The organism is Paracoccus versutus (assembly GCF_029909795.1).
Taxonomy (GTDB): Bacteria; Pseudomonadota; Alphaproteobacteria; order Rhodobacterales; family Rhodobacteraceae; genus Paracoccus; species Paracoccus versutus.
The window spans coordinates 289,690-305,542 of the sequence record NZ_CP038197.1 but is presented as its reverse complement, the minus strand read 5'-3'; the positions used below and the strand labels follow the sequence as shown (position 1 = coordinate 305,542).

16 protein-coding genes and 1 tRNA gene are annotated in these 15,853 nt (G+C 68.3%); 11 read left to right on the top strand and 6 right to left on the bottom strand.

Going from position 1 to position 15,853, the window contains the following annotated elements; genetic code table 11:
• The first annotated feature begins 19 nt into the window (after nucleotides 1-19).
• The 6 genes from E3U25_RS12535 (at nucleotide 20) to E3U25_RS12510 (ending at nucleotide 6,386) form a co-directional block, all read left to right on the top strand.
• Nucleotides 20-1,516, top strand: a complete 1,497-nt coding sequence (locus E3U25_RS12535) for an aldehyde dehydrogenase (protein WP_116222637.1) — start codon at nucleotides 20-22, stop codon at nucleotides 1,514-1,516.
• 70 nt (nucleotides 1,517-1,586) lie between these two features.
• Complete coding sequence (locus tag E3U25_RS12530; RefSeq protein ID WP_116222636.1) at nucleotides 1,587-2,348, top strand: SDR family NAD(P)-dependent oxidoreductase; 762 nt, start codon at nucleotides 1,587-1,589, stop codon at nucleotides 2,346-2,348.
• A 292-nt stretch (nucleotides 2,349-2,640) separates the two neighbouring features.
• Nucleotides 2,641-3,639 carry a TRAP transporter substrate-binding protein DctP gene (gene dctP, locus E3U25_RS12525; RefSeq protein ID WP_166435587.1) on the top strand — a complete coding sequence of 333 codons (999 nt, stop codon included), beginning with the start codon at nucleotides 2,641-2,643 and terminating at the stop codon, nucleotides 3,637-3,639.
• A gap of 57 nt (nucleotides 3,640-3,696) precedes the next feature.
• Nucleotides 3,697-4,086 (top strand): cupin domain-containing protein, encoded by a 390-nt coding sequence (locus E3U25_RS12520; RefSeq protein ID WP_166435586.1) that lies wholly within the window; start codon nucleotides 3,697-3,699, stop codon nucleotides 4,084-4,086.
• A gap of 223 nt (nucleotides 4,087-4,309) precedes the next feature.
• Nucleotides 4,310-4,759 (top strand): type 2 periplasmic-binding domain-containing protein, encoded by a 450-nt coding sequence (locus tag E3U25_RS12515; protein ID WP_116222633.1) that lies wholly within the window; start codon nucleotides 4,310-4,312, stop codon nucleotides 4,757-4,759.
• A 1-nt stretch (nucleotide 4,760) separates the two neighbouring features.
• Entirely contained in the window at nucleotides 4,761-6,386 is a 1,626-nt protein-coding gene (locus E3U25_RS12510) for a GMC family oxidoreductase (RefSeq protein ID WP_116222632.1), read from the top strand.
• 184 nt (nucleotides 6,387-6,570) lie between these two features.
• Here the strand turns inward: E3U25_RS12510 and E3U25_RS12505 are convergent.
• Both E3U25_RS12505 and E3U25_RS12500 read right to left on the bottom strand, forming a co-directional pair.
• Nucleotides 6,571-6,647, bottom strand: a tRNA-Arg gene (locus tag E3U25_RS12505).
• A 44-nt stretch (nucleotides 6,648-6,691) separates the two neighbouring features.
• Nucleotides 6,692-7,174, bottom strand: a complete 483-nt coding sequence (locus E3U25_RS12500) for a GNAT family N-acetyltransferase (RefSeq protein WP_116222851.1) — start codon at nucleotides 7,172-7,174, stop codon at nucleotides 6,692-6,694.
• Nucleotides 7,175-7,451: 277 nt separating this feature from the next.
• Here E3U25_RS12500 and E3U25_RS12495 point away from each other — a divergent pair, with 277 nt between their 5' ends.
• From E3U25_RS12495 to E3U25_RS12475, 5 genes are all read left to right on the top strand, one after another.
• Nucleotides 7,452-8,552 (top strand): sulfate/molybdate ABC transporter ATP-binding protein, encoded by a 1,101-nt coding sequence (locus tag E3U25_RS12495; protein ID WP_116222631.1) that lies wholly within the window; start codon nucleotides 7,452-7,454, stop codon nucleotides 8,550-8,552.
• Nucleotides 8,549-9,547: a sulfate ABC transporter substrate-binding protein gene (locus E3U25_RS12490; RefSeq protein ID WP_116222630.1), complete on the top strand. Its 999-nt coding sequence runs from the start codon at nucleotides 8,549-8,551 to the stop codon at nucleotides 9,545-9,547. Before E3U25_RS12495 ends, E3U25_RS12490 begins: the two co-directional genes overlap by 4 nt.
• Nucleotides 9,544-10,389, top strand: a complete 846-nt coding sequence (gene cysT, locus E3U25_RS12485; protein WP_116222629.1) for a sulfate ABC transporter permease subunit CysT — start codon at nucleotides 9,544-9,546, stop codon at nucleotides 10,387-10,389. The genes E3U25_RS12490 and cysT overlap by 4 nt, the downstream gene beginning before the upstream one ends.
• Nucleotides 10,389-11,213 carry a sulfate ABC transporter permease subunit CysW gene (gene cysW, locus E3U25_RS12480; protein ID WP_072463167.1) on the top strand — a complete coding sequence of 275 codons (825 nt, stop codon included), beginning with the start codon at nucleotides 10,389-10,391 and terminating at the stop codon, nucleotides 11,211-11,213. Before cysT ends, cysW begins: the two co-directional genes overlap by 1 nt.
• Nucleotides 11,214-11,275: 62 nt before the next feature.
• Nucleotides 11,276-12,019, top strand: a complete 744-nt coding sequence (locus E3U25_RS12475) for a molecular chaperone DjiA (RefSeq protein WP_036757628.1) — start codon at nucleotides 11,276-11,278, stop codon at nucleotides 12,017-12,019.
• Nucleotides 12,020-12,239: 220 nt separating this feature from the next.
• On the opposite strand, the gene E3U25_RS12470 is transcribed toward E3U25_RS12475, so the two are convergent.
• Genes E3U25_RS12470 through E3U25_RS12455 form a run of 4 tightly spaced genes read right to left on the bottom strand, consistent with a single transcriptional unit; the run spans nucleotide 12,240 to nucleotide 15,825 of the window.
• On the bottom strand, nucleotides 12,240-13,079 hold the full coding sequence (locus E3U25_RS12470) for an ATP-binding cassette domain-containing protein (RefSeq protein ID WP_036757629.1): 840 nt from the start codon (nucleotides 13,077-13,079) through the stop codon (nucleotides 12,240-12,242).
• Nucleotides 13,076-13,915, bottom strand: a complete 840-nt coding sequence (locus tag E3U25_RS12465) for an ABC transporter ATP-binding protein (protein ID WP_052096078.1) — start codon at nucleotides 13,913-13,915, stop codon at nucleotides 13,076-13,078. The genes E3U25_RS12470 and E3U25_RS12465 overlap by 4 nt, the downstream gene beginning before the upstream one ends.
• A 3-nt stretch (nucleotides 13,916-13,918) precedes the next feature.
• Entirely contained in the window at nucleotides 13,919-14,821 is a 903-nt protein-coding gene (locus E3U25_RS12460; RefSeq protein WP_036757630.1) for an ABC transporter permease subunit, read from the bottom strand.
• Nucleotides 14,818-15,825, bottom strand: coding sequence for an ABC transporter permease subunit (locus E3U25_RS12455; protein ID WP_036757631.1), 1,008 nt, complete (start codon nucleotides 15,823-15,825; stop codon nucleotides 14,818-14,820). The genes E3U25_RS12460 and E3U25_RS12455 overlap by 4 nt, the downstream gene beginning before the upstream one ends.
• Nucleotides 15,826-15,853: the final 28 nt, after the last annotated feature.

Below are 15,853 nucleotides of genomic sequence, written 5' to 3'. Positions count from 1 at the left end.
GGAATGGGAGGAGGAAATCATGATCTGGGAAGGAAGGCACGACCGGCTTTTCATCGGCGGGGAATGGGTGCGGCCGCATTCGACGGCATTCGTCGATGTGATCTCGCCCTTCACCGAGGAAAGGCTGACCAGCGTCGTCACGGCCGATCGCGCCGATATCGACAGGGCGGTGGCGGCGGCGCGCAACGCCTTTGACCAGGGCCCCTGGCCGCGCATGTCGCTGGCCGAGCGGCGCGAGATCCTGCGCCGCCTGAGCGACGGGCTCAAGGCGCAGGAAGACCTGATCGCCCAGCTCGTGACCGAAGAGATGGGCAGCCCGATCACGCTGTCGAGATGGATGCAGTCGGCGGGGGCGCGGGCGATGCTGGACATCGCGCTGGATGTCGTGGACCGCTATCCGTTCGAGGAACTGCGCCAGTCGCCCTCGGGCTACGGGCTGGTCCTGCGCGAGCCGCTGGGCGTGGTCGCGGCGGTGGCGCCGTGGAACGGCCCGCTGGTGGTGGCGATGCTCAAGCTGGCGCCGGCGCTGCTGGCGGGGAACACCGCCGTCTTCAAGCCGGCGCCGGAAACCCCGGTCGACGCCTATCTGCTGGCCGAGCTGTTCGAGCGGGCGGGCCTGCCCAAGGGGGTGGTGAACGTCGTCCCCGCCGACCGCGAGACCAGCGAATACCTGTGCCTGCATCCGGGCGTGGACAAGGTCAGCTTCACCGGCTCAACCGCGGCCGGGCAGCGCCTGGGCGGGCTTTGCGGCGCCGAGATCCGCCGCATCACGCTGGAGCTGGGCGGCAAGTCGGCGGCGATCATCCTGGACGGCGCCGACATTCCCAAGGCGGTGGAATCGCTGCGCGTCGCCTCGCTGCGCAATTCGGGCCAGATCTGCAGCAACAAGACCCGCGTGCTGGTCGCGGCCAACCGCAAGGCCGAGTTCCTGGACGCCTTTTCCGCCATGGTCGCCTCGATGCCGGTGGGCGATCCGATGGATCCGGCGACCGAGATCGGCCCCATGGTCAGCGCCCGCCAGCGCGACCGGGTCGAGGGCTATATCGCCAAGGGCAAGGCCGAGGGCGCGCGCCTGGTCCTGGGCGGCGGCCGGCCGGGCCGCCTGAACCACGGCTGGTTCGTCGAGCCGACGATCTTTTCGGACGTGGCGCCGGGGGCGGCCATCGCGCAGGAAGAGATCTTCGGCCCTGTCATCGCCGTGATCCCCTTCGACGGCGAGGACGAGGCGGTCGAGATCGCCAACGGCACCCAATACGGGCTGCATGGCGCGATCTTCGCCGCCGAGGACGAACATGCCCTGCGCATCGCCCGCCGCATCAGGACCGGGGCCACGGACATCAACGGCGTGGGGCCGGGATATTACTGCCCGGTGGGCGGCTTCAAGAAATCCGGCATCGGGCGCGAGGCGGGGCTGGAGGCCTTCGATTCCTATGTCGAGGTCAAGTCGGTGGGCATCCCCGCCGGGCTGGCCGGAAAGCTGGAGGTTCCGCTGCGGGACTTCCGGCCGGCGGGATGACGGCGCACTCGGTCCGGCCGCTTTCCCCGACGCATCGCGAAAGACCAGAACTCTCGGAGAGGAGACGAGAATGGCACGGTTTGAAGGAAAGACGGTATTCATCACCGGCGGCGGCAGCGGGATCGGCGCGGCCACGGCCCGCAGGCTGTTCGACGAGGGCGCCAATGTCGTCGTCGCCGACCTGCAACAGGAAAACGCGAACCGGGTGGTGGCGGAACTGGGCGGCGGCGACCGGCTGCTGGCGGTGGCGGTGGATGTCTCGGACGACGGCCAGGTGGTCGCGGCCTTCGAGGCGGCAAGGCAGCGCTTCGGCGCGGTGGACTATCTGGTCAATGCCGCCGGCATCAAGGGCTGGGGCAGCGCCTCGGACACCACGGACGAGTTGTGGCGCAGCAACATGGCAGCGAACCTGGACGGCTCCTTCCATACCTGCCGCGCCTATGCCCAGGCCAGCGAGGGGCGCGACAGCGGCGCGGTGGTCAATATCTCGTCCCAGGCCGGGCTCGAGGGGCTGCCCGCCCGCCTGCCCTATGTGACCTCGAAACATGGGGTCATCGGCCTGACGCGGGCCGCGGCGATGGACCTGGCGCCGCGCGGCATCCGGGTGAACTGCGTCGCGCCCGGCATCATCAACTCGCCCTTTACCGAGGCGATGTTCGCCGACCCCGAACGCGCCCGCAAGATGCGCGCCGCCCATCCGATCGGGCGCGAGGGGCGCCCCGAGGAAGTCGCCTCGGTCATCGCCTTCCTGCTGTCGGAGGATGCCAGCTTCATGACCGGGGCCGTCGTTCCCGTCGATGGCGGGATCACCGCCGGCGCCGCCTCGTTCTAAGCGCGCCCCGGCGAATGCGGGCGGCGTCCAGCCGCCCTGCCCTGAACACGCGCCGCGACGCCACCGAAGCCGAGCTTCGGAAAAGCGCCTGATCGGCACCAGGACCGGCCTGCGCCATCCTTGTGAGACGGCATCGCATGGCGTGATGCGAAATGCCTGCCGTTTCCTCGTATCGCAGCCGGCAATGACCGCGACGCCGCCCCCTGGGGACGGCGGGCAACAGACAGACCGTTGAGCGAAAACGGCTTCATCCCAGCAGATTGGAGGAGAAATGCTGCACAAGACAACGAAAATGGCCGCTGTCGCGATGGCGGGCGTCCTGGCGCTGGGGCAACCGCTGCAGGCGCAGGAAGAGGTGAAGCTGCGCTTTGCGCATCCGCTTTCCTCGACCCATTACGCCTGGGTCGAGGGGCTGGGGCGCATGGCGGATGCCGTGGTCAAGGCCAGCGACGGCAGGGTGTCCTATGAGGTCTATCCCGCCGGTCAGCTTGGCAAGGACTATGTCTCGGTCCTCAACAGCAAGCTGGCGGATATCGTGGTCCTGATCCCGTCCTATGCATCCGACAAGATGCCGCTGACGACCGTGGCGGAACTGCCGGTGAAATACGAGGACGCCTGCGATGCGACGCGCAAGCTTTGGGAAATCGCCAGGCCCGGCGGCGTGCTTTCCGAAGCGGAATACAAGCCCCAGGGCATGCGCGCGCTGTTCGTGACTATCCTTCCCGGCTACAAGGTTCCCACCACCACCAAGCCGGTCCGGTCGCTGGCCGACCTTCAGGGCCTGAAGATCCGGGCCTCGGGTGCCGCCATGGAGCAGACGGTCCGTGCCCTGGGTGCGGTTCCGATCCAGCTGACGGCCAGCGAGATCAACGATTCCCTGCGCCGCGGCACCATCGACGGCGCGATCTGGCCCTATCACGCCGCGCCGCCCTATGAACTTGAATCGCTGTTCAAATACGGCGCCGAGGGGCCGAACCTGGGTTCCGCGACCATCGTCTTCGCCATGGCGGAAAGCAAATGGCAATCCCTGCCCGAAAACATCCGGCAAGAGATCACCGCCGCCGCCGCCGAGGCGCAGGAGAACCTGTGCCGATGGACCGAGGGCGAAGAGGCCAGGGTCCGCCAGGACATGATCGACAAATACGGCTATCAGCCGGCGGTCCTGAGCGACGAGGAGATCGCGCTGTGGAACGAAAAAACCGCGACGGTGGCCGAGGGTTGGGCGGCGCGCATGAACGACAACCGCAAGCCGGGCACCGAGATCCTCGAGGCGTTCCGGCAGGCTGAATGAATGCGCTCCGGGACGGGCATCCCGTCCCGGAACCGCCGGGAAAAAGGAAGGCGCAGCATGTTCGAAGTCGATCTGGCCACGGGTTGGGAGCCGGTCGCCGGCACCGCCGGCATATTCGTCAAGCCGCTCAGCGGCGCCTGGAACGAGGCGGAAGCCGAGGGGTTTCGCACCCGCTATGTCCGCTTCGAACCGGGCGGCGAGACCTTCGCGGCCTTCACCCATCCGCATTGGGAAGAGGCGCTGCTGATCGAGGGCGCGCTGACGCAGAAGGAAAGCGGCATCACCTTGCGCGCCCCGGCCTATGTCATCCGCCCGCCGGGAACGCCGCACGGGCCGCTGGTCTCGGCGTCCGGCTGCCTGATGATCGAGATGCAGTATTTCGCCCGGCGCCGCCTGGGCCTGGCGGATTATCTCGACCCCAGGGCGCCCCAGGGCCCGGCCGGCTGAACCCGGCGATCCGGCCGCAGCGACAACCCCTTGGCGGGCCGGCTTGTCCTGGCCCGGCGAATTTGTAACCAGCGGGAGGAAAAGGCGATGAAAAGACCGGCGAAGCTTGCCGCCCTGGGCCTCTTGCCGCTCATGACCGCCGGAAATGCGGCGGCGCAAGCGCTTAAGGTCTCCGATCCGTGGCCGGCAAGCAACTCCATGCGGCCAGGTTCTTGTCGATACCGTGGCCGAAGCGACCGGCGGCCGGGCCGGGTTCCATACCGGGCGGCTAGGCAAGGGCCAGCTTTCGGTGCGGCCGTCGGGCATGGCCGACATCGCCCTGGCTCCCGCGCCCTCCAGCCCGGACAGGATGCCGCCGAGCGGCGGCCTCGACCGGCCGCGGATCACCAGGGACACCTGCGACAGGCTCGGCCGGCTGCGGTCGCCGGCGCAGGAAGGCGGCCTGCTGGGCATGCATGCGCTGTTCGCGACCGCGCCGCCGGGCGTGAAGGGGCGCCGGAACGCGCGCATCGCGTCGATCGAGATCGACGGGGCCAGATGGCTGGACGACAAGGGCCGCCTCCGGCAGCCAGAGGCTCGAGCCCCATATCGCCGCCGGCGAAACCAACTGACGGGACGAAACAGGACAGCCCGGACGCATCCCCATGCGTCCGCCATTCCGGGAGGGGATTGATATGGAACCATACGATTATCTCGTTGTCGGCGCCGGTTCCGCCGGTTGCGTCATGGCGAGCCGCCTGTCCGAGGATTCCAGGAAAAGCGTCCTGCTGATCGAGGCGGGACCGTCGGCGGATTATTTCTGGATCAACACCCCCGCCGGCATGGGCCCGCTTTTCCTCAACAAGCGCTACAACTGGGCCTTTACCACCGAAACCGTTCCGACCCTTGGCGGGCGCACGGTCTATTGGCCCCGCGGCAAGACGCTGGGCGGATCGAGTTCCGTCAACGGCATGGTCTATTCGCGCGGCCATCCGATGGATTACGACCATTGGGCCAGCCTCGGCAACGAGGGCTGGAGCTACCGCGATGTCCTGCCCTATTTCAGGAAATCCGAGTGCAACGAGCGGGGCGCAGACGCGTTTTTCGGCGGCGACGGCCCGCTGGCGGTCAGCGACCCGGTGATCCGCCACCCCTCGACCCAGGATTTCGTCGCCGCCGCCGTCAGGAACGGCATCCCCGAGATCCGCGGCCTGAACGCGCCGCCCTACGAAGGCGTCTCGTATCAGCAATTCACCATTCGCGGCGGCCGCCGGGAATCCGCCTATACCGCCTTCGTCAAGCCGGTCCTGCATCGCCGCAACCTGACCGTGCTGACCGGGGTCCAGGTTCTGCGCATCGTCCTCCGAAACGGCGAGGCGACCGGCGTCGAGGTGATCCAGGACGGCGCCAGGCGGATCATCCACGCCGCGCGCGAGGTCATCCTGTCCGCCGGCGCGCTGGCCTCGCCGCATCTGCTGATGCATTCGGGGATCGGCGATGCCGGGCAGCTTCGCAAGTTCGGCATCCAGGCGGCAAGGCACCTGCCCGGCGTCGGGCAGAACCTGCAGGACCATTGGTTCGCGCCCTTCCTGATGCGGGTGACGCCCGACAGCTCCTATAACGGCCACCTCGTCGGATGGCGCAAATATGTCGAGGGGATGCGCTACCTGCTGACCCGTCGCGGCTACCTGGCGATGGGATCCTCGGCGGTCAGCGCCTATGTCCGGTCCACGCCCGACCAGCCGCAGCCCGACCTGCAACTGGCGATCCGGCCGATGACCTCGAACTTCCTGCCCAGCGGCCAGGTCGTCGTCGACCCCGAGCCGGGGATGAGCGGGGCGACGGTGCTGGTCGGCCCGAAATCGACCGGCCATATGGCACTGAAATCCGCGGACCCGCTGGCGGCACCGGCCTTTCACCCGAACTATCTGGGCGACGAGGACGACATCCGCCGCACCCTGATCGGCATGAGGTTGTTTCGCAGGATCCTCGCCACCGAGCCGCTGTCGCGGCGGATCGTCAGCGAACTGGCGCCCGGACCCGATGCCGTCACAGACGACCAGCTGCTGGATCATCTGAAACAGGCCGGCAGCACGGGCTGGCACCAGACCAGCACCTGCAAGATGGGCAGGGACGAGATGGCGGTGGTCGATCCGCAGCTGCGCGTTCACGGCATCGGCCGGCTGCGCGTGGCGGACGCCTCGGTCATGCCGCGCATCACCCGCGGCAACACCAGCGCCCCGACCATCATGATCGCCGAGAAGGCCGCGGACATGATCCGCAAGTCGCCGCTGCCGCCTTGGCAGGCTGCGCCGCGCTGAGGCGCATCGGATCGCGGCCCGGCCGGCCAGGCGGGCCCGCCCGAAGCCCGGCGACGCAAAGCAAGGCGCGGGCCGCAAGCGCATCCCCTGCGCGGCGGATCAGGCATGGAAACGGGGAACCGATCAGAGCCAGAATGGAAACCGGGCGTCTAGCGCCTGATATTCAAAGCATTTCTTGATAGGATGGCGACCCCGCCAGGACTTGAACCCGGAACCTAGCGCTTAGAAGGCGCTTGCTCTATCCAGTTGAGCTACGGGGCCGCATGGCGGCAGTCATGGCGCAGGACGGCGGCTGAATCAACCGTTCAATCCGAACCGCGCAGCGCAATCGTCATGAAGACGCTGTTCGGATCGGGGTGGTAGTCGCCAAAGGGCGGGCATTCGACGAAACCCGCCCGCGCATAAAGCCCGCGCGCGGCGATGAAGGTCGGCTGCACCCCGGTTTCCAGGCTCAGCCGCGCCATGCCCTCGGCCCGCGCATGGGCGACCAGCGCCCCGAGCATGCGGCGGGAATGGCCGCGCCCGCGCGCCTCGGCCAGCACATGCATGGACTTGATCTCGCCATGATCGGGGGCGATGCGCTTGACCGCGCCCATGCCGACCGGCACGCCGCCCTCGCGCAGCACGAAAAAGGCGATCTCGGGGCCCTCCAGCGCGGCGCGCGGCAGCATGTGGATCGATTCCGGCGGCGTGTCGGCATGCATGTCGGCGGTATGGCGCCGAAACAGCAGCGCCAGATCCTCGCCCAGGGGGCTTTCCCGCCCGATCACCAGATCCCCGCCACCCATCGCACCGTCCCTTTGCTGCTGCGCGCCGGACCCTAGCAGCGGCCGGCGCGATTGCGAAGCCCCGCGCGGCCAGGCGGCATGAAAAATAAGGAAGAATGCGCGCGCCAGCCCCTTGCGGCCCGGACGCTTTCCGCGCCGGGCCGGCGGCAGGGGAACAGCGGTCCGCCGCCCGGCCAGCCTTGGGAAAACATTCGCCGCCCGCCGGGGCGGCCGGGGCCCGCCCGGCTTGCCCGGCCCCGACCCGCCCGCTACCTCTGGCGCGGAAACGGAGGCGCCCATGTCCATCGTCATCGAGCACATGACCAAAAGCTTCGACGGCACCGCTGTCCTGCGCGGCATCGACCTGACCATCGAATCGGGCGAGCTGGTGGCGCTGCTCGGACCCTCGGGCTCGGGCAAGACCACGCTTCTCAAGATCATCGCCGGGCTGGAATGGCCGGACTCGGGCGGGCTGGTGGTGCATGGCGCCGACTGGCTGCACCTGGCGGCGCAGGACCGCCGCATCGGCTTCGTCTTTCAGCATTACGCGCTGTTCCCGCATATGAGCGTGCGCGACAACATCGCCTTCGGCCTGACCGTGCGCCCGCGCGCCCAGCGGCCGGGCAAGGCGGTGATCGCGGCCAAGGTGGACCAGCTGCTGGAGTTCCTGCAGATCGCGCATCTGGGCGACCGCTACCCGGCTCAGCTTTCGGGCGGCCAGCGCCAGCGGGTGGCGCTGGGGCGCGCGCTGGCCATCGAGCCCACGGTGCTCTTGCTGGACGAGCCCTTCGGCGCGCTCGACGCCGCCGTGCGCCGCGACCTGCGCGCCTGGCTGCGCCAGGTGCATGACGAGGCCGGATCGACCACGATCTTCGTCACCCACGACCAGGAGGAAGCCTTCGAGCTGGCCGACCGCGTCGTAGTGATGGGCGAGGGCCGGATCGAGCAGATCGGCAATGCCGACCAGATCCACGATCATCCCGCCAGCCCCTTCGTCGCCCGCTTCATGGGCGCGACCATCGAATTGCCGGTGATGCTGCAGGCCGGCCGGGCCGAGGCGCAGGGGCTGGACCCCAGCCGCCTGCCGCGCCGCGCCCTGCCCGACGGGCCGGCCACGCTGTTCCTGCGCCCCGCCGACGTGACGCCCCTGGCAGATCCCGCCGGGCGCTGGCAGGTCGCCCATCGCACCAGCAACGGCGCCCTGCTGCGGCTGGAGCTGACCGACGGCACCGGCCAGTTCGGCATCGACCTGCCCCGCCGCGCGCCCGAGGCGCAGGGGCTGGTCCCCGGCGCCCGCGTCAACCTGCGCCCCGAGGCGGGCACGATCTTTCCCGGCCCGCGCGCCCTGGCTTCGCAGGCCGCCACCGCCGCATTCCCCCGCAAGGAGAAAAGCCTATGACGATCCGCAAGCTTCACGTCGCCGCGCTGGCGCTGATGCTGGGCAGCAGCCCGGCGCTGGCCCAGGACAAGATCCTGAACGTCAGCTATGACATCGCCCGCGAGCTGTTCGAGGCGCTGAACCCCGAGTTCCAGGCGCATTGGAAGGAAAAGACCGGCCGCGACGTGACCATCGACCAAAGCCATGGCGGCTCGTCGAAACAGGCGCGCGCCATCCTCGAAGGGCTGCCGGCCGATGTCGTCACCTTCAACCAGGAAACCGACGTGGACGTGCTGGCCCAGAACGGCCTGGTGGCCGAGAACTGGCGCGAGGCCCTGCCGAACGGCGCCTCGCCCTATTACTCGCTGCCCGCCTTCCTGGTGCGCAAGGGCAATCCCAAGGGGATCAAGGACTGGTCGGACCTGGCGCGCGACGACGTGCAGGCGGTGTTCCCCAACCCCAAGACCAGCGGCAACGGCCGCTATACCTATCTGGCCGCCTATGCCTATGCCCTGACGCAAGCGGGCGGCACGCCCGAGACGGCGCAGGAATTCGTCGGCAAGATCTTTGCCAACGTCCCGGTCTTCGACACCGGCGGCCGCGCCGCCACCCAGACCTTCGCCGAGCGCAATATCGGCGACGTGCTGATCACCTTCGAGGCCGAGACCAAGGGCATCGCCAAGCAATACGAGGCCCAGGGCTTCGAGGCCGTGACCCCCGCGACTAGCCTTTTCGCCGCCTTCCCGGTCGCCGTGGTGGCCGAGAACGCCGAAAAGAACGGCTCGACCGAGGTTTCGACGGAATATCTCAACTGGCTCTACTCGCCCGAGGCGCAGGACACCCTAGCCGAGAACCACTATCGCACCACCGACGAGGCGGTGACGGCGAAATACGCCGCCGAGTTCCCCGAGGTGAAGCTCTTGACCGTGGACGAGGTCTTCGGCGGCTGGCAGAAGGTGCAGGATGAGCACCTGGCCGAGGGCGGCATCCTCGACAAGGTCTTCGTCAACCAATGAGCGCCGCCGCCGCGCCCATCCGCGCGAAACGCGTATTGCCGGGGTTCTCGCTGAGCCTCGGCACCACGTTGCTTTACGTCGGGCTGGTGATCCTGATCCCGGTGGCGGCGCTGGTGCTGAAGGGGGCCGAGATCGGGCCGGCGCGGTTCTGGGCCATCGTCACCGCGCCGCGCACGCTGGCGGCGCTGCGGGTGACGCTGACCGCCGCCGCCGCGGCCACCGTCTTCAACGCCTTCTACGGCCTGCTGATGGCCTGGGTGCTGACGCGCTACGACTTTCCCGGCAAGCGCATCCTGGACGCGCTTATGGACATTCCCTTCGCCCTGCCGACCGCCGTCGCCGGCATCTCGCTGACCGCGCTTTATTCGGCGAACGGCTGGTTCGGCGCGCCGCTGGCCGGCGCCGGGATCGAGCTGGTCTATACGCTGGGCGGCGTGATCCTGGCGATGACCTTCACCTCGATCCCCTTCGTGGTGCGCGCGATCCAGCCGGTGCTGGAGGATCTGGACCCGGCGCTGGAGCAGGCGGCGATGACGCTGGGCGCCCGGCCCTTTGCCATCTTCCGCCGCGTGGTGCTGCCGGCGATCCTGCCGGCCTGGCTGGCGGGTTCGACCGTGGCCTTCGCCCGCTCGCTGGGCGAGTTCGGCGCGGTGGTGTTCATCGCCGGCAACCTGCCCTTCAAGACCGAGATCGCGGCGCTGCTGGCCTTCATCCGGCTGGAGGAATACGACTACCAGGGCGCCGCCGCCATCGCGCTGGTGCTGCTGCTGTTCGCGCTGATCCTGCTGGTGGTCTCGAACCTGATCCAGTTCCGCGCCGCCCGCCACCTGGAGGCCCGCTGATGAGCACCGTCGCGCTGACCCACGCCCCCGGCCAAAGCCGCGCGGTGCCGCGGCTGCTGATCGGGCTGGCCTTCGCGCTGACCGCGATCTTCGTGGTGGCGCCCCTGGCCTTCATCTTCTGGCGCGCCTTTGCCGAGGGCTGGGCGGTCTATCTGAAGAACATCGCCGATCCGCTGGTCCTGCATGCGATCTGGCTGACGACGCTGGTCGCGGTGATCGTGGTGCCGGTCAACATCGCCTTCGGCATCGCCGCCGCCTGGGCCATCGCCCGCTTTCGCTTTCCGGGGCGCAAGCTCTTGATGGTGCTGATCGAGATCCCCTTCTCGATCTCGCCGATCATCGCCGGCATCTGCTACCTGCTGCTTTACGGCCGGCAGGGCCTGCTGGGCCCGTGGCTGGCCGCGCATGACCTGAAGGTCATGTTCGCCCTGCCCGGCATCGTGCTTGTGACCATGTTCGTCACCGCCCCCTTCGTCGTGCGCGAGGTGCTGCCGCTGATGCAGGCGCAGGGCTCGGAACAGGAGCAGGCGGCGGTCACGCTGGGCGCGCGCGGCTGGCAGGTGTTTTCCCGCGTCACCCTGCCCAATATCCGCTGGGCGCTGCTTTACGGCGCGGTGCTTTGCACGGCGCGGGCGGTGGGCGAGTTCGGCGGCGTCTCGGTCGTCTCGGGCTCGATCCGCGGGCAGACCAACACCCTGCCCCTGCAAATCGAGCTGATGTTCAACGACCTCAACACCACCGGCGCCTTTGCCGCCGCCTCGACGCTGACCGTGATCGCGCTGGTGGTGCTGGTCGTCAAGGCCGCGTTGGAAAGCCGCAGATGACGGCTCGTAACTGGCGGGAATGTCAGTGGACTTGACCCGCCACCCCGCCTAGGCTGCAGGCCATGGACGCCGCGATCAAGGACCAGAAACAGCCCTGCCCCGAACTGCCGAAGCCCCGCAGCTTCTGGCAGCGCATTGCCGACCGGCTGGCGGCGATCGTCGGCGCGCGCCGCCCGGCCACCCCGCCCGAGAAATCGGTGGCCTTCACCATCGCCGTGATCGCGCTGGGGGCCAAGCTCGCCAAGGCCGACGGTGCCGTGGCGCGGTCCGAGGTGGCGGCCTTTCGCCGCGTCTTCATCATCCCGCGGTCCGAGGAAAAGAACGCCGCCCGCGTCTTCGACCTGGCGCGGCAGGACGTGGCGGGCTTCGACGCCTGGGCGCGGCGCATCGCGGCCATGTTCCCGGCGGGCGACCCGGTGCTGGCCGATGTGGTCGAGGGGCTGTTCATCATCGCCGTCGCCGATGGCGACCTGCACGAGGCCGAGATCATTTTCATCGACGAGGTGGCGCGCATCTTCGGCCTGCCCGCCGCGCAGGTGGCGGCGATCCGCGCCCGCCACGACCGCCGGCAGGGCTGCCCCTCTTGCGAGGTGCTGGGCGTGACGCCCGACACGCCGCTGCCCGAGGCGCGGCGGCGCTGGCGCGAACTGGTGCGCGAAAGCCATCCCGACCGCGCCCTGGCCCGCGGCCTGCCGCCCGAGGCGATCCGCCTGGCTGAGGCGCGCACCCGCGCGCTGAACGAGGCATGGGAGACCTTCCGCAACATGCACCCCAAGCGCTGCGCCGGCCCCAGCCTGTCGACCTAGGCGGGCTACGGAAAAACGGCCCGGGTGTCTAGATCCGGCTCTGGACGCCGGGAAATTCGCCGCAAAATGACCCGGAAACCTCAAATTCCTGGACCAGTTGCGCCAGATCGGGGACCAATTCCTTTACAGAAAAGGCCCAAGATCCTTTTCCAGCAGCCTGCCAGGGGCCAAGGCATTGCCGGGACGCCTGTGACCTGCGCGCCCCGGCATCCTCGTCGCGTCAGGCCATCGCCGCGCGCAGCGCCTTGCGGCGCGCCACGCGCTCGCGGATCGCCTCGATGTCCGTCACCGGGGTCGCGGCGAACAACTCGCGCGTATAGGGGTGGCGGGGGTCTGCGAAGACCTCTTCGCGGCTGCCCTGCTCGACCGCCTCGCCCTTGTTCATCACCAGCACGTCGTCGGCGATATAGCGCACCACCGACAGGTCGTGGCTGATGAAGACATAGGCCAGGTTGAACTCGTCCTGCAGGTCGGCCAGCAGGTTCAGCACCTGCGCCTGGACCGAAAGGTCCAGCGCCGAGACCGGCTCGTCCAGCACCAGCAGCGTCGGGTTCAGCATCAGCGCGCGGGCGATGGCGATGCGCTGGCGCTGCCCGCCCGAGAACATGTGCGGATAGCGGTTGAACACCTCGGGCGGCAGGCCGACCTTGGCCAGCATCTCCTCGGCGCGGCGGCGACGCTCGGCGGCGGGCGTGTCGGTGTTCAGAAGCAGGGGCTCCATCAGCACGTCGCCGATCTTCTGGCGCGGGTTCAGGCTGCCATAGGGGTTCTGGAACACCATCTGCACCTTGGAGCGCATCTCGCGCGTCAGCCGCGCCTTGCCGATGTCCACGGGCTTGCCGTCGATCAGCAGCTCGCCGCCCGAGGCCGGGTCGATCAGCGCGATGATCCGCGCCAGCGTCGACTTGCCCGAGCCGGATTCGCCGACGATGGCCAGCGTCTTGCCGCGATCGACCGAGAAGCTGATGCCCTTGACCGCGCGCACCATCTTGGCGGCGCGGGTCAGCGAGCCGGGGACGTAATAGTCGCGGATCAGGTTGCGCCCTTCGACGACACTCATGGCTGCACCTCCGGTTCAAGGAAGCTGCCGACGGTGGGCAGCCGGTCGCCCGTCGCGTTCTCGGGCAGGGCCGAAAGCAGCGCGCGGGTATAGGGATGCGAAGGTGCCTCGAACAGCGTCAGCACGTCGGCCTCTTCCATCTTGCGGCCCTTGTATTGCACCTGCACGCGGTCCGCCGTCTCGGCCACCACGCCCATGTCGTGGGTGATCAGGATCAGCGCCATGCCGGTCTGTTCCTGCAGTTTCATCAGCAGGTCGAGGATCTGCTTCTGGATGGTCACGTCCAGCGCCGTCGTCGGCTCGTCCGCGATCAAGAGGCGCGGGCCGGTGGCGATGGCCATGGCGATCATCACCCGCTGGCATTGCCCGCCGGACATCTGGTGCGGATAGCTTTTCAGCTTTTCCTCGGGGTCGGGGATGCCGACCTGGCGGAACAGCTCCAGCGCGCGGGCGCGGGCGGCGCGTTTCGACAGGCCCGCGTTGAAGCGCAGCACCTCCTCGATCTGGTAGCCGGTGGTAAAGCTGGGGTTCAGGGACGCGATGGGTTCCTGGAAGATCATGGTGATCTCGCGCCCGATGATGCGGCGGCGCTGGCGCGGGGTCATGCGCAGCAGATCCTGCCCGTCGAAGGTCATCTCGTCGGCGGTGACGGTGGCGGTGTCGGGCAAAAGCCCCATCGCCGCCAGCATCGACACCGACTTGCCCGAGCCCGACTCGCCCACGATGGCCAGCACCTCGCCCTTGTCCACGGTCACGTCGATGCCGTCCACGGCGGTGAAGCTGCCGGTCGAGGTGGCGAAGCGCACGGTCAGGTTGCGGATTGTCAGAAGCGCCATCGGTCAGCTCCGCTTCAGTTTCGGGTCGAGCGCGTCGCGCAGCCCGTCGCCCATCAGGTTGATCGCCAGCACCGAGACCAGGATGGCGAGGCCGGGGAAGGTCACGACCCACCAGGCGCGCAGGATGAACTCGCGCGCCTCGGCCAGCATGGTGCCCCATTCGGACGCCGGCGGCTGCGCGCCCATGCCGAGGAAACCCAGCGCGGCGCTGTCGAGGACCGCCGAACTGAAGGAAAGCGTCGCCTGCACGATCAAGGGCGCCAGGCAATTGGGCAGGATGGTCTTGAACATCAGCCGCAGGTTGCCGGCGCCCGCCACCTTGGCGGCGGTGACATATTCGCGCGCCTTCTCGCCCATCACCGCGGCGCGGGTCAGGCGTGCGAAATGCGGCTGGTAGACGATGGCGATGGCGATCATCGCATTGGTCAGCCCCGGCCCCAGCACGGCGACCAGCACCAGCGCCAGCAAGAGCGAGGGAAAGGCCAGCACCACGTCCATGACGCGCATGATGACGGTATCGACCCAGCCGCCGAAGAAACCGGCGACCAGCCCGATGATGATGCCGCCGGTCAGGGCGATGGCGACGACGACGATGCCGATGAACAGCGAATATTGCGCGCCATGGATCAGCCGCGACAGCATGTCCCGGCCCACGGCATCGGTGCCCAGCAGAAAGCCCGCGCGCCCGCCCTCTTGCCAGATCGGCGGCACCAGCAGCGCGTCGCGATATTGCTGCGTCGGGTCATGCGGCGCGATCAGCGACGCGAAGATCGCGGTCAGCACCAGCAGGACGAAGACGACGAGGCCGATCACCGCGCCGCGGTTCTGGCTGAAATAGAACCAGAACTCGCGCAGCATCCGGCGGCGGATGGCCGCGTCCGAAATCTTGACGGTGGTATCGGTCATTTGTGCCGGATCCTCGGGTTGATGAGACCATAGGTCAGGTCGACGATCAGGTTCACGATCATCACGATGGCGGCGATCAGCAGCAGGCCCGACTGCACCACCGGATAGTCGCGGCGCGAGATCGAATCGATCATCCACTTGCCGATGCCGGGCCAGGAAAAGATCGTCTCGGTCAGGATGGCGCCCGCCATCAGAACGCCGACCTGCAGGCCGATGGTGGTGATGACCGGGATCATGGCATTGCGCAGCGCATGGACCCCGATCACCCGGCGGGTCGACAGGCCCTTGGCCCTGGCGGTGCGGACGTAATCCTCGCCCATCACCTCCAGCATGGCCGAGCGGGTCTGCCGCGCGATCACCGCCAGCGGAATGGTCGCCAGCACGATCGAGGGCAGGATCAGGTGGCTCAGCGCCGAGGCGAAGGCGCCCTTCTGCCCGGAAATCAGGCTGTCGATCAGCATGAAGCCCGTGACCTGCGGAAAGAAATACATCAGCGAGATGCGGCCCGAGACCGGGGTCCAGCCCAGCACGCCGGAAAACAGGATGATGAGCAGAAGCCCCCACCAGAAGATCGGCATGGAAAACCCGACCAGCGCCGCGGTCATCGAAACCTGGTCGAACCAGCTGCCGCGCTTGATCGCCGCGATCACGCCCACCGGCACGCCGATCACCGTGGCGATGATGATGGCCACCAGCGCCAGCTCGACCGTGGCCGGGAACAGCGCCAGGAACTCGGTCAGCACCGGCTTCTTCGTCACCAGCGAATTGCCCAGGTCGCCCTGCAGCAGGTTGCCGAGATAATGCAGGTATTGCTGCCAGACCGGCTTGTCATAGCCAAGCTGCGCCGCGATCTGGGCATAGCGCTCGGGCGAGACGCCGCGCTCGCCGGCCATCAGCAGCACCGGATCGCCCGGCAGCAGGCGGATGAAGCCGAAGGCCACCAGCGTGATCCCGATCATCGTCGGGACCAGGTAAAGCAGTTTCTTGAGGATGAATCTGAGCATCGAACCCTAACCTAAGGGCCGTGCAAGG